Origin of the sequence: Streptomyces sp. NPDC057428 (assembly GCF_042803195.1) — a bacterium.
Taxonomy (GTDB): Bacteria; Actinomycetota; Actinomycetes; order Streptomycetales; family Streptomycetaceae; genus Streptomyces.
Window position 1 is genome coordinate 1 of sequence record NZ_JBHVCT010000097.1, and the last position, 21,663, is coordinate 21,663.

At 71.3% G+C, this 21,663-nt stretch carries 17 protein-coding genes; 8 read left to right on the plus strand and 9 right to left on the minus strand.

The window, feature by feature from the left end; all coding sequences use genetic code 11:
- Positions 1 to 343 precede the first annotated feature (343 nt).
- Positions 344 to 1,264 carry an aminoglycoside phosphotransferase family protein gene (locus ACFU5K_RS26970; protein ID WP_384066176.1) on the plus strand — a complete coding sequence of 307 codons (921 nt, stop codon included), beginning with the start codon at positions 344 to 346 and terminating at the stop codon, positions 1,262 to 1,264.
- A gap of 86 nt (positions 1,265 to 1,350) precedes the next feature.
- On the opposite strand, the gene ACFU5K_RS26975 is transcribed toward ACFU5K_RS26970, so the two are convergent.
- From ACFU5K_RS26975 to ACFU5K_RS26995, 5 genes are read right to left on the minus strand one after another with little or no spacing between them, the layout of a single operon-like run.
- Positions 1,351 to 1,788, minus strand: a complete 438-nt coding sequence (locus tag ACFU5K_RS26975; RefSeq protein ID WP_384066178.1) for a cytidine deaminase — start codon at positions 1,786 to 1,788, stop codon at positions 1,351 to 1,353.
- 14 nt (positions 1,789 to 1,802) lie between these two features.
- Positions 1,803 to 2,873 carry a hypothetical protein gene (locus tag ACFU5K_RS26980; protein ID WP_384066180.1) on the minus strand — a complete coding sequence of 357 codons (1,071 nt, stop codon included), beginning with the start codon at positions 2,871 to 2,873 and terminating at the stop codon, positions 1,803 to 1,805.
- A complete protein-coding gene (locus ACFU5K_RS26985; protein ID WP_384066182.1) occupies positions 2,873 to 3,964 on the minus strand; it encodes an AAA family ATPase in 1,092 nt (363 codons plus the stop codon). Before ACFU5K_RS26985 ends, ACFU5K_RS26980 begins: the two co-directional genes overlap by 1 nt.
- Positions 3,955 to 5,985 carry a Mu transposase C-terminal domain-containing protein gene (locus tag ACFU5K_RS26990; RefSeq protein WP_384066184.1) on the minus strand — a complete coding sequence of 677 codons (2,031 nt, stop codon included), beginning with the start codon at positions 5,983 to 5,985 and terminating at the stop codon, positions 3,955 to 3,957. Before ACFU5K_RS26990 ends, ACFU5K_RS26985 begins: the two co-directional genes overlap by 10 nt.
- On the minus strand, positions 5,982 to 6,740 hold the full coding sequence (locus tag ACFU5K_RS26995) for a TnsA-like heteromeric transposase endonuclease subunit (protein ID WP_384066204.1): 759 nt from the start codon (positions 6,738 to 6,740) through the stop codon (positions 5,982 to 5,984). Before ACFU5K_RS26995 ends, ACFU5K_RS26990 begins: the two co-directional genes overlap by 4 nt.
- A gap of 201 nt (positions 6,741 to 6,941) precedes the next feature.
- Here ACFU5K_RS26995 and lon point away from each other — a divergent pair, with 201 nt between their 5' ends.
- Together lon and ACFU5K_RS27005 are read left to right on the plus strand one after the other, a co-directional pair.
- Positions 6,942 to 9,371, plus strand: a complete 2,430-nt coding sequence (lon, locus tag ACFU5K_RS27000) for an endopeptidase La (protein WP_384066185.1) — start codon at positions 6,942 to 6,944, stop codon at positions 9,369 to 9,371.
- Between the two features lie 255 nt (positions 9,372 to 9,626).
- Positions 9,627 to 10,109, plus strand: a complete 483-nt coding sequence (locus ACFU5K_RS27005; protein ID WP_384066187.1) for a MarR family winged helix-turn-helix transcriptional regulator — start codon at positions 9,627 to 9,629, stop codon at positions 10,107 to 10,109.
- 153 nt (positions 10,110 to 10,262) lie between these two features.
- Here ACFU5K_RS27005 and ACFU5K_RS27010 read toward each other — a convergent pair whose 3' ends face one another.
- Positions 10,263 to 11,048 (minus strand): hypothetical protein, encoded by a 786-nt coding sequence (locus ACFU5K_RS27010; RefSeq protein ID WP_384066206.1) that lies wholly within the window; start codon positions 11,046 to 11,048, stop codon positions 10,263 to 10,265.
- Positions 11,049 to 11,419: 371 nt separating this feature from the next.
- Between ACFU5K_RS27010 and ACFU5K_RS27015 the strand changes: the two genes are divergently transcribed.
- From ACFU5K_RS27015 to ACFU5K_RS27035, 5 genes are read left to right on the plus strand one after another with little or no spacing between them, the layout of a single operon-like run.
- Positions 11,420 to 14,350, plus strand: a complete 2,931-nt coding sequence (locus ACFU5K_RS27015) for a nitrate- and nitrite sensing domain-containing protein (RefSeq protein WP_384066189.1) — start codon at positions 11,420 to 11,422, stop codon at positions 14,348 to 14,350.
- Positions 14,347 to 14,826, plus strand: a complete 480-nt coding sequence (locus ACFU5K_RS27020; RefSeq protein ID WP_384066191.1) for a roadblock/LC7 domain-containing protein — start codon at positions 14,347 to 14,349, stop codon at positions 14,824 to 14,826. Before ACFU5K_RS27015 ends, ACFU5K_RS27020 begins: the two co-directional genes overlap by 4 nt.
- Positions 14,823 to 15,236, plus strand: a complete 414-nt coding sequence (locus ACFU5K_RS27025) for a DUF742 domain-containing protein (RefSeq protein ID WP_384066193.1) — start codon at positions 14,823 to 14,825, stop codon at positions 15,234 to 15,236. Before ACFU5K_RS27020 ends, ACFU5K_RS27025 begins: the two co-directional genes overlap by 4 nt.
- Positions 15,217 to 15,867: an ATP/GTP-binding protein gene (locus ACFU5K_RS27030; protein ID WP_384066195.1), complete on the plus strand. Its 651-nt coding sequence runs from the start codon at positions 15,217 to 15,219 to the stop codon at positions 15,865 to 15,867. The genes ACFU5K_RS27025 and ACFU5K_RS27030 overlap by 20 nt, the downstream gene beginning before the upstream one ends.
- A gap of 37 nt (positions 15,868 to 15,904) precedes the next feature.
- Complete coding sequence (locus ACFU5K_RS27035) at positions 15,905 to 17,143, plus strand: styrene monooxygenase/indole monooxygenase family protein (RefSeq protein WP_384066197.1); 1,239 nt, start codon at positions 15,905 to 15,907, stop codon at positions 17,141 to 17,143.
- A gap of 245 nt (positions 17,144 to 17,388) precedes the next feature.
- Here the strand turns inward: ACFU5K_RS27035 and ACFU5K_RS27040 are convergent, their stop codons facing one another.
- The 3 genes from ACFU5K_RS27040 to ACFU5K_RS27050 all read right to left on the minus strand — a co-directional run bounded on the left by ACFU5K_RS27040 (position 17,389) and on the right by ACFU5K_RS27050 (position 21,591).
- Positions 17,389 to 18,534 (minus strand): NlpC/P60 family protein, encoded by a 1,146-nt coding sequence (locus ACFU5K_RS27040; protein WP_384066199.1) that lies wholly within the window; start codon positions 18,532 to 18,534, stop codon positions 17,389 to 17,391.
- Positions 18,535 to 18,695: 161 nt separating this feature from the next.
- Entirely contained in the window at positions 18,696 to 21,245 is a 2,550-nt protein-coding gene (locus ACFU5K_RS27045) for a PQQ-binding-like beta-propeller repeat protein (RefSeq protein WP_384066201.1), read from the minus strand.
- Positions 21,246 to 21,315: 70 nt separating this feature from the next.
- On the minus strand, positions 21,316 to 21,591 hold the full coding sequence (locus ACFU5K_RS27050; protein ID WP_384066203.1) for a hypothetical protein: 276 nt from the start codon (positions 21,589 to 21,591) through the stop codon (positions 21,316 to 21,318).
- Positions 21,592 to 21,663: the final 72 nt, after the last annotated feature.

A 21,663-nucleotide genomic window follows, 5' to 3' on the forward strand; every position in this document is an offset into this window, starting at 1 on the left:
AAGCCTCAAGAACTCCCATCATCGCAGGTCACAAGGCACTTCCTCGTTTCAGGAACGAGTGTCCACAGACACCAAGCCGGTGGATCCGGGCTCAGTAGAGCGAGCAACGGAGGGGCCCCGGAACTTCCGGAAGACGACCCTGTAGGGGTCTTCTTCCGGAAGCTCCGGGGTGGCTTCGTCGGTGAGTGTTGAGACCAGTGGAAGGTAGTTTCTGACTCCGCCGACTCCGGTCAGGACGCCATGTCGATGAGTTTCGACTCCGCTGAGGGTCTTGTGGTGGAAGTACGCGAGGTGCATCAAGGGGAGGCACCGCCGCGTCGTCGGCCGACTATCGTTGCCCCGCATGATCCATACCGAGATCGAGATCACAGCGGAGTTGGTCCAGGACCTGCTGCGCGACCAGCACCCCGACCTGGCCGATCGCCCTGTGAGCCTCGGCGCGCGTGGTTGGGACAACCAGCTGTGGCGGCTTGGTGACGACCTCGCCGTCCGGCTGCCCTGGGCAACGCAGTCTGCGGACGAGCTGCTGCGCAAGGAGCACGCCTGGCTGCCCATTCTTGCCCCACACCTTCCGCTGCCGATCCCCGTCCCGCAGCGCGTCGGCGAGCCCTCCGAGCGGTTCCCGCGACCCTGGATCGTCACCACCTGGGTGCCTGGGGCTCCCGCCGACCGCGTCCCTGTCACCAGCGCGGAGGAGGCGGCCGACACCCTGGCCGCCTTCCTGACGGCTCTTCACCGACCCGCACCAGACGGAGCACCAGTCAGCCGTCTCGGCCGCGGGAGGCCACTGGCCGAGCACTCCGAGGGGTTCGCCGAGGGGCTCGCCTCGGCCACCGAGCTGGGTCTGATCCCCGACCCGGACGCCGTCCACGCAGTCTGGGAAGACGCCGCCGCCGCGCCCGACTGGCAGGGCCCGGCACTGTGGCTCCACGGCGACCTGCACCCGGCCAACGTCCTCACCGCGGACGGCACCTTCTGCGGCGTGATCGACTTTGGCGACATGTGCGCAGGCGATCCCGCCTGCGACCTTGCCGCCCCCTGGACCCTGCTGCCCGACGGCGCCGCCGACCGCTTCCACGAGGCCTACCAGCCGACCGCAGACGCCGCGACCCTGCGCCGCGCCCGCGGCTGGGCGGTGATGCGCGCCCTCGGCGGCATCCTCATCGGAGACGCCGGTGTCCACGGTCGCCCCGGCGGCAAGCCCACCTGGGGCCCACCGGCCCACGCCGCACTGCGACGCCTCGTGGCAACGGCCCGACCCTGACTAAGCGACTTCATCCGGTGGAATGTACGGAATATGGCTACCTAGTGCCGTATTAAGCAACGTTTGCCCTGTAACGGTCTGGGGCGTCAGCTCGTGCTGAGTGGTGCGTTTTCCTCGGCATCGAGCTGGTGGTCCGCCCAGACGTAGCTTTCGGGAAGCAGGGCGGTGATGGAGATGGTTCGGAGGCCGTCACTTGTGCCAACGATGACCTTGAGGGTGGGGAAGTAGTCGAGAAGGACCTGGCGGCAGCGGCCGCATGGGGGTACGACACCTCGGTCGCGGTCGCCCACGGCAACGATGGTGTCCAGGTCGTAGACGCCCTGTGAGGCGGCCGTGCCGATGAGGACCAGTTCAGCGCAGGGGCCGCCGGTGAAGTGGTAGGCGTTCACCGCCGTGACGATCCGGCCGTCTTGGTTGCGGGCTGCGGCGGCCATGGTGTGGTTGTCGCCGCGGCAGCGTGTGGCCGCGACATGCGCCGCGGCCTGGATCAGTTCATGGTCGACATGGCCGGTCTGTGTGGTCATCTTCCCTGGGCCCCTCAAAGCTGGTAATAGCTGTTTCCGTCTGGGGAGACGACGTGTCTCCGTATTGGGTCCCAGGCGCGCCGGAAGACGGTGGCGAGGTGGCGGTGTGCCACGAGCGGCGCGCCAGCTCGATGGGATGGGTCGAAGGCGTGGGCCTGTCGTTGCTGTGCGAGTTGGGTGGCGGTGCGCAGGGCTGGCTTCCGAAGGTGATGTTCCTGGTCGTGGACACGGATGGGATCCAGCGGCGGACGCTTGGCGATCATGTTGGCCCAGTGACTGATGGGGTCGTTGTCGTGGTCTTTGTAGCTGTAGTTGGGGTGTCGTAGTCGGCGGGCGATCTCGGCGTTGAAGAGGTGGCGGTTCCAGGTCGTTCTCTGTGCTTGTTGTCTCCAGTAGGGCGATGCGAGGAGCGGGGCCAGTGCGACGGCTTCGGGATAGGCCACAGCGCAGAGACGTGCGACGGAGAAGGTGGCTTCGGCTGTGCCGGGTGGGATGAGGACGTTGGCCCGGCGGACCCATTCATTCCGCGCTTCGCCGTTTTCGTTCTCCGGGAGTGACCAGAGCTGGCCGCAGATGAGCATGGCGGTGAGGACGGCGTCGTAGGTGATCGCCCAGCCGTGGCGCCGAAGGATGCGTAGGTGTCGGCGCTGAGCTTGGACGATTTCCGGTAGCGCGTCGAGACGCGTGGTGTGTCCGTCCGCGTCGGACGGGCAGATCCAGATCTGATGCCGGGTGCAGACGTAGCGGTGGTGCGGAATGATCCTGGTGACCTCGCCGCCGGGGTGTTTGGTGTCGCAGTAGCGGCAGCCGGGTTGAGGCTGGTGGCGGAACATGGCCCAGTCGGGCTGTGGAGTGCGTAGTTCGGGCAGGGCGCCAGCGAGTTCGTAGACGGTGCGGCCGGTGAGGGCGGCGAGCCGTTCGGGGACGATGATGCGGCGCATGCCGCCGGAGGGTTCGCGGATGGTGGTCTGGGTCCACAGGGTGCTGATGTTCAGGCCGTGCAGGGTGGCCAGGCGGCCGATGTAGGAGGCGGCGATTTCGTGGCGTGCAGGCGGGACGGGGTCGGGCAGGCGGGAGGGCAGCATCAGGCTGCCTGCCGGCGGCGCTGGCGGGTTCTGGCGGGGGCGGTGGCTTCCTCGGCCTGCTTGGCCGCGTAGTCGATGGGGACGGCCTCCAGAAGGTCCTGGGACAAGCGCTCGCTGCCGTCCTCGATGGCCAGGACGGCGCCGCCGCGGATGAGCTGGGACAGGCTGCCGATCATGCCTCCGGTGCGGTGGTAGAGGTATTCGCTCATCGCGGCCAGGGTGCCGGGTTGGTGGGCCGGCAGGCGCAGGGTGGATTCCAGGGTGTCGACCAGTGCGGCCCAGGAGGCGCGGTCCTCCTCGGTGGCGTAGGAGAACTGGGCGGCGGGGATGACATGGAAGCGTCCGGCGATCTGACGGCCCCGAGTGCCCGCGAACAGCCCCTGGGCCTCGACGTCGATGCCGGCGTAGACGAACGTCGCGGGCAGGCGTTCGGCGAAGTACTTGAGCTGGTCGGATGCCTCAGCGCCGGTCTTGGTCTGGATGTTCAGGTTGTGGATTTCATCGATAAGCACGACGTCCACGCCGACGTGGGCGGCGGTCGCGCAGACGGCGTTGACGACGTCGGTGATGTTGGCACGTCCGGGCAGGTCCAGGCCGAAGAAGCGGGCGAACTCGGTGGCCAACATCTTGGGCGTGGCGGCAGGCGGGACGGTGACGTAGAGGACCGGGAGCCGGTGGCGGTCACGGGGGTGGCGCTTGCGGACGGAGAGTTCGTGGGCGCGGCCGAGCTGGGACAGGGCGGTGGTCTTGCCGGTGCCCGACGCGCCGCTGATGATGACGCCGCGCCGGGCGGAGACCTGGTGCCGGTTGAGTTGGACCAGCAGCCGGGACGCGTTGATCACCTTGCGGATGGTGGGGGTGTTCACCAGGGGCAGGTCGCAGTGGTAGTCGCGGAGCTTGTCCTGGTAGCGAGAGCGGTCGGTGGGGCTGAGCGCGTCCAGGTCGGGACCTGCCAGCAGGCGCGGCGGAAGGGGTTCGTGTTCGACGAAGCGGCGCCAGCCCTCCTTGGTCGTCAGCGGGCTGTCCGGGGGCGCCTCGGTCACCTGGGGTGATGCGGTCGTGCGGGCTTGGGAGGGGATCTTCATAGCCATCTCTCGGCTTCTGCGTGGGCGTCGAAGACGCCGAAGGGCACCACGGGCCTGGGGGGCCCGGGCAGGGCGGCTGGTTCGGCGGCCTCGCCGGCGGGACTGTCGGTGGGCGGGCGGTGGGTGGCGGCGCCGTCGCGGGTGCGGCCGACGACGCGGGCGGTGCGCTTGTCGGGGCCGTGCTCGGCGCGGGTCAGCAGGTCGTCCAGGACGCGGGCGACGGCGGCCTCGTGGGTGTCGTCCAGGCCGGTTTCGGCGGCCAGGCGCCGGGCGTGCTGCCAGGTGAAGTCCGCGAAGGGGGCGTTGACCATGGGCTGGTGGATCCACGGGACGGTGATCCAGCCGCCGGGGGTGCGCACGAAGACCTGGGAGAGGTCGTAGGGGTCGTGGTGGACCTCCCACAGTCCGCGCTTGGCGGTGTTGCCGGAGTGCTGGCGGCGCCAGGGGGCCAGGTCGGCGCTGTCGTAGGTGCGGTAGCCGATCCGGATGCCGTAGTCGTTGACGGCCCGCCAGGACGCTGGCAGTAGTTCCAGGTAGTCCTCCCCGCGCAGGACCAGGGGCAGGTAGCCGCAGGCCGCGACCAGGGAGGCGTACTTGTCGTTCGGCGACATGGCGCGACGTGGCAGGTAGGGATCGCGAAGGCTGTCGTGGGGCCGCAATTGCCACCCGGGGATAAGCCATTCGTCCAGGAGGTCCTGGAGTTCGGGGATCGTCCAGACGGCCTGTTCTTCGAGGCGGACGCCGCGGCGGCTCACGTTGGCACCCGTGTAGCTGGCCAGGTGCTGGCAGAACAGGGTATTGAGGGCGGAAAACGTCGACTCCACGATGCCCTTGTCCGTCGGAGTCCGGGGGCGGCAGCGCTGCACGGAGATCCCGAGCCGTTCGCAGGCGCGGGTGAACGTGTCGGACAGGAACACCTTGCCGCCGTCGATGACGATGGTGTCCGGGACGATGACCGGGCGGGCGGCGGCGTTCTCCATGCGGGTGTCCGCGTCGGTCAGGCGGGCGTGGGGCAGCCGGGATGCGGCCATCCGCAGGGCCTGGGACCAGCCGGGCCGCATCGGTTCGGGCACCAGCATTCGCGCCAGCAGCAGCGCGGCGTCTACCGCCTTGGTGCCGACCGGCCGCAGCACGGCCGCGCAGATCGTGCGCGAGGCGACGTCGACTGCGATCGTCAGGTCGGCGCGCGCGGTGATGCCGGAGTCGAGCACCACCATCACGTCCAGCGGGGTGGAGTCGATCTGCACCTGCTCGCCGGGCCGGGTAGCAAAGGTGGGCGTGAACGGGCCGCTGGGCCGATTCGCGGTCTGCCTGCGGGTGACGGCCGAACCGAAGGTGTGCCGACCAGTGGAGAGCGCGTCCACGAGCTTGTAGAACGTGGTCGTGCTGGGGATGGGCACCACGCCGGGGCCGTGCGTGGCCTCCAGAGCTTTGACCACGCGCCGCATCAGTCGGCTGCGGGTGCCCGTCGAGGTGCGGGTCTCCGCGTCGATGGCATCGCGGACCGCCGCGACCAGCCGGGCGTCCGCGCGGCCGGTCGCCTCGTGGTTGCGCACCGCGCGCTGGTCGACCAGCCCCCACAAGCCCTGGGCGCTGTAGCGGGCGCGGCGGCCTTCGACAGTGCGGACGCTGACGCCCAGCTCCGCTGCCTTGGCCGCGTCGCGTTCGGCCAGGGAGTGGACCGCCGGGTCGTATCCGGGTCGGGGAACGGTCCCCGGGCCGGTCCCGGGCGGCAGGCCGGTGGTGACCTCCACCACGTGGCGTTCCCACTCCTTGGCGGCTGTCAGTACCGGTTCGGGAAGCGAGTCCAGGATCCCGAACGGCTCCAGTTCTGGCAGCGGCTCGGTGCCGGTGACCGCGAAACCGGGTGCGGCCATCAGGTGGGAGGCCAGCACCACCGACTCGACGGCGTGCGAGGACCGCAGCCGCACCGCCGTACCGCTGAGCGCGACGACCTGGTGGTCACCGTCGTCGTAGGAGACCCAGTCGCCGACGCGGAGCACCGGCAGCGGGAGCCGGGCCGTCACCGGACCCCCGGGTGGACGAGGGAGCGGGCGTGCAGCGGCACCGACAGTTCGACCTCCAGTTCGTTGCGCCAAATCAGGTGGAACAGCACCGGGAGCACCGTGATCGGGTCGCCGACCAGGCACGCGCCGTCGATCAGTGGCCAGGGCTCGTGGAACACCTCGCGCAGCGCTGCCGCGGGAGTCTCCAGGAGATGGCGGGGGTGCCGGTAGCCCGCGAGCCAGCGCACGTTGGCCAGCCTGATCGGGTCCGGGGCACCGACCAGCCGGAACTCCCAGCCGAGCAGATCGCAGGCTGCCTGCGTCGCGTCGAACTTCATCAGATCACGGGCTTTGCGGCGGTCGGTCGGACGGCAGTCGATCACGATCGCCGAGCCGTCGTCCCGGCGCGCGAAGTAGTCCGGCGCGTGCGAGACGCCCTTTCCGTTGCCGCCGGTCCAGAACAGCCAGAACGGCTGTGAGGACACCCCCACTACCGCAGCGTCGAAGTCCAGCAGCATCACGTGGTCGCGCTCCAGCCACGACTCGTATCCGACGTGCCGGCCCGCCGTCGAGGACCACCACAACCCGGGCAGGTGCCGCTGGCCCTTGTACGAATGGAACTCGCGGACCGGGGCGGCGTCTTCGAACCGCACCGCCCACACGTCCGTCAGCGGTCTGCGCAGCTCAGAGCCGCACGGCTCTGTGTAAGCGACCTCGAAGCCCTCGGCGGGCGGACCTACCGCCCCACCACGTACCCCGCGCAGTTCAACCACCACGACGGAGCCAACGGCCAAGTGATTCGCAAGGTCATGCCGACACTCGCAACTTCCCTCGCAAGGTTGAACTGGAATCCGCAAGGTTCAGCGTTAAAGGACACCCGAGCGGTGATCGCCCACAGCGAACAGGGTGTGGGGAACATTCCTTGGCTCACAAGCATTGAGTGCACATAGCTCAACTTGGCTGCCGAAGGGAAGATCATGACTGCTGAGTCCAAGTCCGAGGCGTACGCGCCGGTCGACCTGCCCGTGCTGCCGCTCGACGACGAGGCCGTACTGCCGGGAATGGTGGTACCGCTCGACCTGTCGGACGCGGAGGTTCGCGCTGCTGTGGAGGCCGCACAGGCCGTAGCCCGGTCCGGCAGCGGCAAGCCCCAGGTCCTGCTCGTGCCGCGCATCGACGGCAACTACACCGGGATCGGCGTCCTCGGTACGGTCGAGCAGGTCGGCCGTCTCGCCGACGGGGACCCGGGGGCGATCATCCGTGCCGGCCACCGGGTGCGGATCGGTGCCGGGACGAGCGGGCCCGGGAGCGCGCTGTGGGTGGAGGGCACCCGGATCGACGTGTCCGCGCCCGACCCCCTGCCCGGATCGGCCGCCGAGCTGGCCAAGGAGTACAAGGCCCTCGCCACCAGCTGGCTGAAGAAGCGCGGCGCCTGGCAGGTGGTGGACCGGGTGGAGCAGATCGAGGACATCTCCGCGCTCGCCGACAACTCCGGCTACTCGCCCTTCCTCACGATCACCCAGAAGGTCCTGATGCTGGAGACCGCGGACCCGGTCGCCCGTCTGAAGCTCGCCGTCCAGTGGCTGGGTGAGCACCTGGCCGAGCAGGATGTCGCCGAATCCATCGCCAAGGACGTCCAGGAGGGCGTCGACAAGCAGCAGCGCGAGTTCCTGCTGCGGCGCCAGCTCGACGCCGTGCGCAAGGAGCTCTCCGAGCTCAACGGTGAGTCCGGCGCCGACGAGTCCGACGACTACCGTGCGCGTGTCGAGTCCGCCGGCCTGCCGGACAACGTCCGCGAGGCAGCTCTCAAGGAGGTCGAGAAGCTGGAGCGCGCGTCCGACCAGAGCCCCGAGGGGTCCTGGATCCGGACCTGGCTGGACACGGTCCTGGAGCTCCCCTGGACCGAGCGGACCGAGGACGCCTACGACATCAAGGGCGCCCAGGAGGTCCTCGACGCCGAACACGCGGGCCTGCAGGACGTGAAGGAGCGCATCACCGAGTACCTCGCGGTGCGCAAGCGGCGTGCCGACCGCGGGCTCGGTGTGGTCGGAGGCCGTCGCGGCGGCGCCGTGCTGGCGCTGGTCGGTCCGCCCGGAGTCGGCAAGACGTCCCTGGGCGAGAGTGTCGCGCACGCCATGGGGCGCAAGTTCGTCCGGGTCGCGCTCGGCGGTGTCCGGGACGAGGCGGAGATCCGCGGCCACCGGCGTACGTACGTCGGCGCGCTGCCGGGGCGTATCGTCCGGGCGATCAAGGAGGCCGGTTCGATGAACCCGGTCGTCCTGCTCGACGAGATCGACAAGGTCGGCTCGGACTTCCGGGGCGACCCGGCGGCCGCCCTGCTCGAAGTGCTCGACCCGGCGCAGAACCACACCTTCCGCGACCACTACCTGGAGGTCGAACTCGACCTGAGCGACGTGGTCTTCCTGGCGACGGCCAACGTCCTCGAAGCCATCCCGGAGGCCCTGCTCGACCGCATGGAGCTGGTCAGGCTGGACGGCTACACCGAGGACGAGAAGGTCGTCATCGCACGCGACCACCTGCTCCCGCGTCAGCTGGAGCGGGCGGGCCTGGAGACGGGCGAGGTCGCGCTCGACGAGTCCGCCCTGCGCAAGCTGGCGGGCGAGTACACCCGGGAGGCCGGGGTCCGGAACCTGGAGCGGGCCGTCGCCCGGCTGCTCCGCAAGGTCGCGGCCCAGCACGAGCTGGGTGACCGGGAGCTGCCGTTCACGGTGTCCGAGCAGGATCTGCGGGGCCTGATCGGCCGGCCGCACCACGTGCCGGAGTCCGCCCAGGATCCCGCGGAGCGCCGTACCGCGGTCCCTGGTGTGGCCACCGGGCTCGCCGTGACCGGGGCGGGAGGGGACGTGCTCTTCGTCGAGGCGTCGCTGGCCGACCCGGAGACCGGGGCGTCCGGACTGACCCTGACGGGCCAGCTGGGCGACGTGATGAAGGAGTCCGCCCAGATCGCGCTGAGCTTCCTGCGCTCGCACGGCGCGGAGCTTGAGCTCCCCGTCGCGGACCTCAAGGACCGGGGGGCGCACATCCACTTCCCGGCGGGTGCGGTCCCCAAGGACGGCCCTAGTGCCGGCATCACCATGACGACCGCGCTGGCTTCCCTGCTCTCGGGGCGGCTCGTACGGACCGACGTGGCCATGACCGGTGAGGTGTCGCTGACCGGACGGGTGCTCCCGATCGGAGGGCTGAAGCAGAAGCTGCTGGCGGCGCACCGGGCCGGCATCACCACCGTGGTGATCCCCAAGAGGAACGAGGCGGATCTGGACGACGTCCCGGCCGAGGTCCTCGACACCCTGGAGGTCCACCCGGTGACCGATGTCCGCCAGGTGCTGGAGATCGCGCTCGTCCCGGCCTCGGTCAGGGCGGAGACGGGGATCCCGGCCGCGGCGTAGGCGCCATGTCGTGACGGGCGTGGCACCACGCGCACGGCCGGTACGGACGGCCCGCTCTCCCCGGAGGGCGGGCCGTTCCGCGTGCGGCGGCCTCGGTGCGCCGCACGGTGCCGGGGTGCCGCGCACGTGGGACCGCTCTCCGGGAAGGTCCGGCCGGTGCCGGGGTCCGCGCCTGCGAAATACTGGCCCGGCTGCGGTGATGACCGGAGTCGAAGGAAAGTTTCGTTCGCGGGAACGCGTGTGAGGGGTGCTGACGTGCACGGCAGCGGAAGCGGCGACGAACCCGGCGCAAGCGCCGGAAGCGGTGTGGACCATGAGTTCCTCGCCCTGGAGCGGGAGCTGGCGGTCTTCCTGCGCCGGGCGCGCGCCAGCTCCGGGGAGATGGCGCGCGAGGTCCACCCGGATCTGGAATCCGCGGCCTACGGCCTTCTCGTACGGCTGGAGTCGACCGGCCCGCAGCGGGCCACCGATCTGGCCGCGTACTTCGGGGTGGGCAAGGCGACCATGAGCCGCCAGTTGCGGGCCCTGGAGGTCCTCGGGCTGGTGGTGCGGGCGAACGATCCGGATGACGGCCGTGCCTCGCTCGTGCGCCTCACCGACGAGGGACTCGCGCGCTTCCGCACGGTCCGCGACGCCAGACGGGGCCGGTACGCCCGCAAACTCGCGGGCTGGGACCGTGCCGAGGTCGCGGAACTGGCCAGGCTGCTGCAGCACCTGAACGAGCGCACCGGGAGCTGAGGGGCGGATCCGCGGGCAGGCGCCACCAGCGGCCCGCACAGGCCGCGGGCGTGACGGGGAGGCGCGAAGCCGCCCGCGGGGCGGCTGCCGGAACTGATCGCGGCGCACCTGGCTTCGGCCCGGCTTCGGCCCCCTGAAGGGCGGGGGCGGAAGTCAGAGCTCCACGAGAACCGCCGTCGCGTCGTCGTGCCTCTTCCCGCGGCGCAGGTGCACGCGCCCGGTGTCGGCCCGCTCCAGCTCCCGCACCCGGTCGATCAGGCCTTGCGGACCCGCCTTGCGCAGCACCCCCAGAGTGGCGGTCCAGTCGCCCTCCCGGAACGTCTCCGTCCACCGGCTCGCCCCGTCGGTCATCGCAGCCAACGCCCGTACCTCCGCCCGGGGGGTCTCGCCGGTCACCGCGCGTGACGCCACCCCGGGGTCCGCGGCGGCCGTGAAGAAGCCGCCCTCCTTGTTCCGTACGCGCGCGTCCGCGATCTCCTCCGAGGCGAGCGAGCCAGGTGGCAGCCGGTCCAGGCGGTCATCGAGCAAGGGCAGCACGGAGCCGTCGGGCGCTTCGATGAGCAGGGCCGAGTCGGAGAGCACCAGGTGCTCGACGCGCCGGTCGTCCCACCGTGCCATGACCACGGTCGCCTGAGGGGTGCGCGGGTGAGAAAGGTCACACTCGGATCGGTGAACGGCGGCGGTGCGGCGAATGGACAGGGTGAGAATCTCGGTAAGCGTCAGATCCCGCCGCGAAGCGGACAGTTCGGCCAGTGACCCACCGAGTCGTGCGGTGAACCAGGGCACCGAGTGCACACAGCCGTCGTCGTGCTGCGGAGGTGTGACTCCGTCCAGCAGGACAAGGACGCCGCCCAGGCCGGCCGCAGGAGCCGCGACCGACACCCAGTCCTCGTTGGGGTGTTCGGGGCTGCCCGGTTCGGTGGCGAGGTCGATGCGCATCCGGTCAGTCTGCATGAAGCCTTCACGCACCCGGCACGATCGGGCTGTTGGCCCGTACCGGCAGGTCAAGGGGGTCACGCCGGCCGGACCCGATGCCCTGCGCATATGCGGGCGGGCATCCTGCCAAAGCCAGGCCGGAAGTTCCACCCGGCGGCCCGCGCATGAGCGGGGCCGCCGTTGGGGAGACTTGTTCGCCAACTCAGGAGTGATGTTCACTCGTTCGAGTTGCGGAGCGGTTGATGCGCGGCCCCCTCTCAAAAGCGCTGGAATGGTCGGAAGCCGTACGGCGCACATCAAGGTGGGGTCTTCACAACACGTGACCGTGCGTCACCTCTGCTTCAAGGGCGGACGAGTCAAGATTGCGAGCACCGGTGCAGAAGAAGCGGCCTCGGAGCAAGGACGGCACGCGCGAGGAGTCCGGGGCCGTGCCCCAGGCAGCGGGTGCCCCCAAGCGGACCGTACGGGTACGCAACCGGCTCGTCGCCGGTGTTGCCGTCGTGGGGATCACCGTCATCGCCGCGGGCGCCCCGGCGGCCCTGGGCGCCTCGTCCGACCTCAACGAATCCCAGCGGCTGGTCACGCTCGCCGAGCTGAACCAACAGGCCATCATCCTCGCGCACTCCCTCGCGGACGAGCGCGACGGCGTCGTCGCCCACATCGCGGGAGGGCGTGACGAGGCGGGCGAGGACGGCACGGCGAGTCTCGCGGCCCGCGTCGACCAGCAGGTCGACGAGATCAGGGAGGCCGCCCCCGCCGCCCTGCGGCGCGACCTCGCCGACATCCCCTCGCTACGCCGCACCGCGCTGACGGGCAAGGGCTCGGCGATGGAGGCCTACCAGGCGTACTCCGAGGTCGTGGCCAAGCTCCACGACCTCGCGGACGAACTCGCCGAGAAGACCCCGCCGCGCGCCGCCGACGCCACCCGCGCCCCGCTCGCCCTGGGCGCGGCCGTCGAGCAGGCCTCCGCCACCCGGGGGCTCCTGCTGGCCGCACTCTCCGTGCCCGGGACCGAGCCGCAGCAGCCGCAGATCGACCCCTTCACCGGCCTGCCCGTCCAGAACCAGGACGAGAGCGGCGGGGAGGGCGACCGTACGCGCGACGAGCTGAGCGCGGCCGCCCAGCAGGCCCGTGTGCGTGAACTCGCCTCCCTCGCCGACTTCGACCAGGCCGCCGGCCCCTCCGCCAGGGACCGGCTCGCCTCCACGGTCACGGGCTCCCAGGTCACCAGCGCCGAGAAGTACCTCACCCGGTTCACCGACCGCCCCGAGCTGTCGGATTCGGACCGGTCGGCCAACCCGAAGAAGGTCGAGTCGGCCCTCTCCGCCCGGATCGACCGCATGCGCAGCGTCGAGTCCGCCCTGGGAACGGCCCAGGTCGAACGCCTGGAGGCGCTGCGTGACGACGACGTCACCGCGCTAGAACTCCGCCTGGCCCTGCTCGGCGGCTGCCTGCTCATCGCCGTGGGCGTCTCCACCGCCGTCGCCCGCACCCTCACCCAGCCGCTGGCCGTCCTGCGCATCGGCGCCGGACGCATCGCCGCCGAGCCCGAGACCGCCGAGCCGGTCCGCTACACCGGGCGCAACGACGAGTTCGCTCAGGTCGTACGGTCCATCAACGCCCTGCACGGCAGGCTGCACGGGCTGCACCACGACGTCACGGGACAGCTGGAGAGCCTCCGGACCGAGCGCGGGGAACTCGTCGCGGGCCGCGAGGCCCTCACCCTCCAGCGGGCCGAACTGCAGGTGCAGATCGCGGAGCTCGGCTCCCAGCTGGAGCGGCTGCGGAACACCGTCCACCACACCTTCGTCAACCTCTCGCTGCGCACCCTCGGCCTGGTCGAGCGCCAGCTCGGCGTGATCGAGGGCATGGAGGAGAGGGAGCAGGACCCGGAACGCCTCGCCACGCTCTTCAAGCTGGACCACATGGCCACGGTGATGCGCCGGCACAGCGAGAACATGCTGGTCCTCGCGGGAGCCGACCACGGCCAGGGCCACGTGAACCCGATCCCCCTCGTCGACGTGCTGCGCGCCGCGGTCAGCGAGATCGAGCGGTACGAGCGGGTCACCATCCAGTCCCTGCCGCCGCACGCCCAGATCGCCGGCTTCGCCGCCGACGACCTGAGTCACCTGGTCGCCGAACTCCTGGAGAACGCCACCTCCTTCTCCCCGCCCGACTCCCATGTCGAGCTCTCCGGCTGGCTGCTGGAGACCGGGGAGGTGATGCTCTCGGTCCAGGACGAGGGCATCGGCATGTCGTCGGTCCGGATGAGCGAGCTCAATGCCAGGCTGGCGGACCCGGCGTCCTTCGAGGCCGGTGAACAGGCCGCGGACGGGGCAGGTCTGGGACTGCAGGTGACGTCGCTCCTGGCGGCCCGCCACGGTGTGCAGGTCCAGTTGCGCGAGCAGAAGGGGAGCGGTGTGATAGCGGTGGTCGTCCTTCCGCAGGCCCTGCTGCCCAAGACTCCGCCGACCGCGACCCCGCCGCCCGTCCAACTGCCGGGCGACGCGCCCGCGCTGAATCTGCCGGGGTCCGTCGCCGAGGCCAACTCGAACGCACTGCCCGCCCGTTCCGCCCCTCCGGAGGGCGACCCACTGATCGCCGCCGCCGAGCAGACCCTGCGCACGACAGGCACCGAGCCGGCGTCCGCCGAACAGGCTCCCGAGGCGTCCGCACCGGAATGGCCCGTTCCCGGCACCTCCTCCCCGGCCGGACCGGCTCCCGGGGCGGCGCCCGCACCGGGCCGGCCAGCTGCCGGTGCCGCGCTCGGGGCCGGCGCCGAACCCGCGCCCGCCGCCGCTCCGGCAACCTCTCCGGAAGCTTCGGCCCACGGGGAGTCCGAGGCCGAGACCACCATGCAGGTCCGCCTCCCCGTGCAGAAGGACGCGCCGGATCCGTATGCCATAGGGCCCGACAGTCATGAGCGGGCCGCCGACGCCGCTCCGGGCCCCGCCCCGGCCGCCGAGTCCGTTCCCGGGCCCCGGCAGCCGCTGACCGGGCTCGGGGAAGAGGTGCCCGACCCGGCGCCCGTGCCCGAGCGTCTCACCGACAAGGGGCTCCCCAAGCGCACGCCGAGGATCGCGGAGCCGGCGCCCGCCGCACCCGTCGCACGCCCGGGCGGCCTGGACAGGGAAGCCCTGCGCCGCCGGCTCGGCGGATTCCAGCAGGGCGCCAAGGACGGCCGACGCGATGTGGAGACCGAGATCGCCGGGAGCAGCCCGCAGACCGACCACAACGAGCGTGACGGCCGTACCGACGGTCGAATCGATGAGACGGGGGACACAGTCGAGGAGGCACGCAATTGACTGCGCCCAGCACATTCGGGCTGAGTAGCGAGGCCCGTAACCTTCACTGGTTGCTGAGCAATCTCGTGGAGGAGGTGCCAGGGGTCCATTCGGTCACCGTCGTCTCGTCCGACGGGCTGATGCTGCTCTCCTCCGACGCCGGACTCGCGACGGCCAAGGCGGCGGGCGGACACAGGGGTCCCAAGGGCTCCAGCGCCGACCTCGCCACCATCGTCTCCGGTATCGGGTCGCTCACGATCGGCGCCGCGAAGCTGATGGACGGCGGCGGTGTCAAGCAGACGATGGTCGCCATGGACGAAGGGAGTGTCTTCGTCATGTCGATCAGCGACGGTTCCCTGCTCGGTGTGCACGCCACCCCCGACTGCGACATGAGCGTGGTCGCCTACCACATGGCGCTCTTCGTCGGCCGAGCCGGACACGTACTCACCCCCGAACTCCGCAGCGAGCTGCGCAAATCGATGGAGAGCACCCAGTGACGTCAGCTGCCGAACCCGTACGAAAACTGCCCGTCCGGGGTGCCGACCGCAAGGCCGCGCGGGTCCGCCCGTACTCCCTGACCGGTGGACGCACCCGCTTCGGCCACGTGCTGCTCGTCGAGACGTTCGTCGCCGCGCTCGAGGCACCCGAGGAGCGCCGGGAGCTCACGAACGGCAGTCTCGCCTCGCGCGTCATGCCCGAGCTGCGGGCCATCGTCGAACTCTGCCGCCGCATGCGTACGGTCGCGGAGATCTCGGCCCTGCTGAAGATGCCGCTCGGCGTGGTCCGGGTACTGCTCAGCGACCTGGCAGACCAGGGAAAGATCCGCGTGTACGGGACCGGTCACGGCACCGGCCAGCCCGACCGCGCACTGCTCGAAAGGGTTCTCAATGGACTCCGCCGTCTCTGAGGCGCCGCTCTTCACCCCTCGTCAGCCGGGATCGCGCGAGCAGCCCGACGAGACCGTGCAGGACTGGCAGCTCGACCACACGCGGGCGCCGATCGCGACCAAGATCGTGGTCGCCGGCGGCTTCGGCGTGGGCAAGACGACCTTCGTCGGCTCGCTCTCCGAGATAGCCCCGCTGCAGACCGAAGCGATGATGACGCAGGCCAGCGAGGAGACCGACGACCTCACCGCCACGCCCGACAAGGTCACCACGACCGTGGCGATGGACTTCGGCCGTCTCACACTCGACGACGACCTCATCCTGTACGTCTTCGGCACCCCCGGTCAGCAGCGCTTCTGGTTCATGTGGGACGACCTGGTGCGCGGTGCGATCGGCGCGATCGTGCTGGCCGACACCCGTCGTCTCGCCGACTGCTTCCCCGCCCTCGACTACTTCGAGAGCTGCGGCCTTCCGTACATCGTCGCCGTCAACCACTTCGAGGGCACCGAAGGTTACGAGGAGGCGGACGTCAGGGAAGCCCTGTCCGTTCCGCCGCACGTACCTGTTGTGATCATGGATGCGCGTAACAGGATCACGGTCGTCGAGTCCCTGCTCGCCCTGGTGGGCCACGCACTCGACGTCGCGCCTGCGTAGCCGTCAACGCACCCCTCACTTGTAACGGAGAACCGCGATGAGGAAGATACTCATAGTCGGGGCCGGCCAGTCCGGGCTCCAGCTGGCCCTCGGACTGCAGTCCAACGGCTACGAAGTCACGCTGATGTCCAACCGCACGGCGGACGAGATCCGGTCCGGTCGCGTCATGTCGACGCAGTGCATGTTCCACACGGCTCTCCAGCACGAGCGCGACCTTCAGCTCAACTTCTGGGAGTCACAGGCCCCGCGGATCGACGGCCTCGGTGTCTCGGTCGCAGGACCCGACTCCTCCCGCGTCATCGACTGGGTGGGCAAACTCGACGGGTACGCGCAGTCGGTCGACCAGCGCGTGAAGATGGCCGGCTGGATGGACACCTTCGCCCAGCGCGGGGGCCAGCTCGTCATCCACGGCGCCGCCGTGTCAGACCTGGACTACTTCTCCCGCACCTACGACCTGGTGATGGTCTCGGCCGGCAAGGGCGAACTGGTCTCCATGTTCGGCCGGGACGCCTCCCGTTCGCCGTACGACGCCCCCCAGCGCGCGCTGGCCGTCGCGTACGTCCACGGCATGGGCCCGCGCCCGGAGCACCCGGACTTCGAAGCGGTCCGCTGCAACCTGGTCCCGGGTGTCGGCGAGCTGTTCGTCATGCCGACCCTGACCACGTCGGGCCGTGCGGACATCCTGTTCTGGGAGGGCATCCCCGGCGGTCCGCTGGACGCCTTCCAGGGCATCAAGGACCCCTCCGAGCACCTGGCGACGACGCTGGAGCTCATGGAGAAGTTCACCCCGTGGGAATACGCGCGTGCCACCAAGGTCGAGCTGACCGACGCCAACGCCACGCTGGCGGGCCGTTACGCCCCGACCGTGCGGAGGCCCGTCGGCCGGCTGCCCGGCGGCGGTCTGGTCCTCGGGGTCGGGGACGTGGTCGTCGCCAACGACCCGATCACCGGACAGGGTTCGAACACCGCCTCCAAGTGCGCGCACTCCTACCTGAACTCGATCCTCGAGCACGGCGACCGCGAGTTCGACGAGGCGTTCATGGAAGCCACCTTCGCGCGGCACTGGGAGAACACGCAGCACGTCGTGAAGTGGACGAACGCGATGCTCGGCCCGCCGCCGGAGCACGTCCTGAACCTCATCGGCGCGGCCGGTCAGCTCCAGCCGGCCGCCGACCGGTTCGCCAACGGGTTCAACAACCCGGCGGACTTCGACAACTTCTTCTTCGAGCCTGAGAAGACGAACGCGTACCTGGGCTCGCTCACCGGGGCCAAGTAAACGCCTGGCCTGCGAAGCTGCGGGCATCGTTGGTGAACGGTGGCGCCTGTGGGCCGTCTTCGGACGGCCCACAGACGACCCCGCGGCGCCCACGACGAGAACTCGCACGTGTCGTTGAGCGACCGCAGGCATGCGGCTTCAATTGAGAGGTCGTCTCAGTTGGAGGCGAAAGGGAGAAGAGCCGGAAGCGGTCAAGTCGTCCAGCTGCGCCCCACGACGAGAGGACCGTGTCCCGGCCCGGTTCCTCATGCCTCCGGCGCGTCGTACCCCGCGTCTGCGCCCGATGTGGCGTCGGCCGGCAGTTCCGGCCGTGTGTAGGTACTCAGCGGCGAGCCGTCCGGGTCCGGGCGGACCGCTCCCAGCAGGGGGTTCGACGCGAGGGGCGAGACCTTCACCGTGGCGCCCGGTCTGGGTGCCTGCACCACCAGGCCGTCGCCGATGTACAGCGCGACGTGCGTGGCCTTCGGGAAGTAGACCACCAGGTCGCCGGGGCGCAGCGAGGAGACCGGCACCCTCGGCAGCTGCCGCCACTGCTCCTGCGAGGTACGCGGGATCTCCCGCCCCGCCGCCGACCACGCCTGCGAGGTCAGCCCGGAGCAGTCGTACGAATCCGGCCCCTCGGCGCCCCAGACGTACGGCTTGCCGATCTGCTCGACGGCGTACCGGACGGCCTCCCCGCCCTCCCTGGTCGGCGCGCGGACCGAACTCAGCGCCCCCGACGCGGTCAGGGCGTCCTGGGCCTTGTCGATGTTCTTGCGCTCCAGCTCCTCCAGCGCGGCGAGCTGTTCCTCCGACAGCGAGGCGAGCATCGCCTCGATGCCCTTCAGCCGGGACCGTACGGTGTCGTGCTGCCTCTTCTGCCGTGCGACCAGCACCCGCTGCCGGTCGCGGAGCGCGCGTGACCTGGCCGCGAGCACCTCGGCGTGCCTCTGCGCCCCGGTCAGCCGCTCGACCACGGCGGCCCGCCCCGCCTGGACGCGCTCGATGACGTGGCTCTGTTCCAGGGCGTGCGAGGGGTCCTCGGCGAGGAGCAGCCGCAGGTACACGGAGAAGCCGGTGTTCCCCTGGTACTGGTCACGCGCGAGCCTCCCCGCCTCGCGGCGGCCCGAGTCCAGTGCGGTGCGAGCCCCGGCGAGCCGGCCGTCCAGCTTCGCCGCCTCGGCGGTCCGCTTCCTCAGCTCCTCGGAGGTACCGGTGTAGAGCTCGCCGGCCTCCTCCGCGCCCTGATAGAGCGTCTGCAGCTGCCTGAGGAGTCCGGCTACGCCCTGCGGTGCGCCTGCGGCCGGGGCGGGAGCGGGTTCCGGCCCCGCGGGTTGTGCGACCGCGGGGGAGGCGGCGAGGACCGCGGCCAGCGCCGCGGTGCAGAGGGTCCGCGTGAACCTGCGTGCCACGACATCACCTCCGGTGACAGGGGCGATGCCGATTAATCGGACTACCCCACAAGTGCTCGGATCTGGTCCATCCGGTCACTCGGTGCCGTGCGATGCAAGGACCGCCCGGCGTGCCGTCGGGGGATGCCCCGAACGGTGGACGCCGGGACGTCACTTTGGGGTCACTCCACGGGGAACGCGTAGAAGGCCCGTTCGCGCTGGACGACGGCCGTCCTCCCGGTGGCCAGCACCCGGTACGGTGCGGCCACCGCCGCGCCCTTCGGGTCCTGCGCCCCGATGTCCTGGAACTTCCACAGCCGCCGGCCGTCCGCAGCGGTGAACGCGGTCACCTGCGTGGCGTCCGCCGCGAGCAGTGTCTTCCCGCCCGCGCTGACGGTGAGCGCCGGGGCGCCGCCACCGAGGGGTACTTCGGTCGAACGCCGCCAGAGCAGCCGCCCGGTGGCCCGTTCAAGCGCGCCGACCTCCTGGTTGCGGTTGGTGATGTGCAGCGTCGTCCCCGCCGGAACGGGCGTGCCGAAAACCGACGAGGCGGTGCCGTCGAGCGTCCAGACCGGCTTGCCGGTCGTCGTCTCGAAGGCCTGGAGGCCGTCGCCGACCGCGCCGTACAGTCGCCCCTCCTCGTCGCCCGCGACCGCGCCGGCGGGAGCGACCGCACCGAACTGCCGGGCCCACAGGAGCTTTCCGGTGGCGCGGTCGAAGCAGCGGAAGAGCGCCTTGCCCTTCCCCGCGTCGACGTCGGCGGGAGTCAGCGTCGCGACGTCCTGGCGTACGACGATGTCGGCGTCCCGGACGGCGGTCAGCCGGTAGGCGGGCGTCCCGGGTGCCCGCCCCGCGGGGACGGCGACGCGCCAGAGTTCCTTGCGCCGCACCACGTCATACGCGAACAACCAGGCCTTGGCGACCTGTGTGTCCTTGCCGGGCTTCTTGCCCTTCTTCGGCTTCGGCGCCTTCACGGTGACGGTGTTCGACCCGGTGAACCAGACGACGTCTCCGGACCCGCCGGTGAGCGGCGCGACCTTCATGCCGGGTACCCCGGTGAACTGGTCCACGAAGCGGACCCGGTGCACGACCCGGCCGTCCTCGGCCGACAGCCACAGGAACTCGGTCGGAGTGGCCAGGAAGCAGAGGTCGTTCCCGGCCGCCCGGACGGCCTGGGCCCCGGCCGCGTCGGCACGTTGCCAGACCTTCCGCCCGGTCCGCAGGTCGACGGCGGTGGCCCCGGCAGTGTCCGTCAGCACCAGCAGCTCGTCCCGACACACGCCGGCGGTGAGCGGAGCGGGTGCACCGGCGGGGTGGTGGTACATCCAGCGGGGACCGGGCGCCTGGCCCGGGAGCGTGGGACGGGGTGCGGGCGCGGGCTTGTCGTCGGGTGCTGACGCGCTGTCGTCGGACCCCAGGGCGGCCACCGCGGCCCCGCCCGCGAGCAGTCCGGCCACTCCGGCGCCGACCGTGGTGAGCAGGGCGCGCCGGCTGGTGGCCGGGGCGGGCGCTGCGGCCGGAGGTGCGGCGGGCAGGGCGAGGGGGGCGGGCGCTGCGGTCCGGAGGGCATAAGGGAACTGCTGTGCGGGTGCGGGTGCGGGTGCGGGTGCGGGCGGCAGGGCCGGGGGCTGTGACGGCACAGGACCGGTCGCCTCGCGCGGGAGGGCCAGCTGGGTCGTGATCCGGTCGGTCTGCGGCGGGCGCGCCACGGTCCCGAGGAAGTGGGTGGTCGGGCTGTCCGCGCCAGGGGACCCGCCCTCCGCGCCGCCCTCGGGCCGGTCCCGGACGGCGCCGGCGGTGGCCGCCTGTGCCGGCGCCCCGTCCCTGACCGGTCCGGCGGGCGGTTCCATGGTGCGGGCCCGCTGCGCCTGGTCCGACACCGCCGCCGTCAACGGCCCGGGGAGCCAGCCGCCTTTGGCGAGGCCCGCGGCGCCCTCCAGCGCCAGCTCCGCCGCGACGGATCCCGCACTCGGCCGGGCAGCCGGGTCCTTCGCCAGGCAGCCCGCGATCAGTGCGCGCAACTCATCTGGTACGGAGCCGAGTTCGGCCGAGCCGTGCGCGATCCGCTCTGCGGCCTCGTCGTCGGGGCCGTCGGCCAGCGGGGTCGTCCCGGTCGCCGCGTAGGCCAGGAGCAGCCCCAGGACGAACAGGTCGGAGGCCGGGCCCACCTCCGCGCCATCGATCTGCTCCGGGGTGAGGTAGCCGAGCCGCACGGAGAGCTGACCGCCCTCCCTGGCCTCGGCTGCGACCGCCGCACCGAGGGGCCCGAAGGCGGTCAGCCGGGGACCGTCCTCGGCCAGGAGCACCGTCTCGGGCGCCAGCCCCTGGAGCACGCTCCCCGTGGCGTGCACCCGGGACAGGGTCTCGGCCAGGCCGGCGCCCAGTATCCGCACGGCCCGCTCCGGCAGAGGCCCGGCGAGCGCGATCGCCTCCGCGAGCGTCAGGGCGGGCACGTACGCCGCCGCCGTCCACAGCCCCTCGTCGTCCGGCGACGTGAGGGGCGGCTGGACCCAGCCGCCGGCCAGCCGCTCGGCGGTGCGCGCCTCGGCGGCGAAACGGCGCCGGAACGCGGGCAAGGCGGCCAGGGCGGGCCGCGCGGCGGTCACCACCGCGAGGCCGTCACCGTCCGCGCCACGGGTCAGGAAGTGCACCGCGCTCGCACGCTCTCGGAGGCGGGCCAGTGCGGTGTACGGGCCGAAGTGGCGTGGATCGTCCTGACGCAGCGCCTCCATGGCGCACCCCCCTTGTGACCGTCCTCGGCACCTGACCGCCGATCCTACGGCGACGGGCCCGCGCCGACGCTCAGGACCCGCTCCGGGGCTTTCTCCAGGGCCACTTGGGCTGGAACCGCTCCCGGCCGCCAGGGGCGTACTCGTACACCCAGCCGCGCTGCAGACCGAGCCGTTTCGAGTATCCGGCCGGGGTGCGCCGGTAGGCGTGGACGGTGGCGGGGCCGCCGTCGGCGTCGGGCACCGGGACCTCGTACCACTTGGGCGGGTGGCCGGTCGGCCCGAGCAGGATGGGCAGCACGCGCCCGTCCAGGGGCCCGCCGCGGAAGGACGTGTTCTCGCTTTTCACCGGGCCAGTCTGACCCAGGAGGCCTCAGCTTGGCGTTCAACACCGCAGGTCGAGTGACCTGCGGTGTTGAAC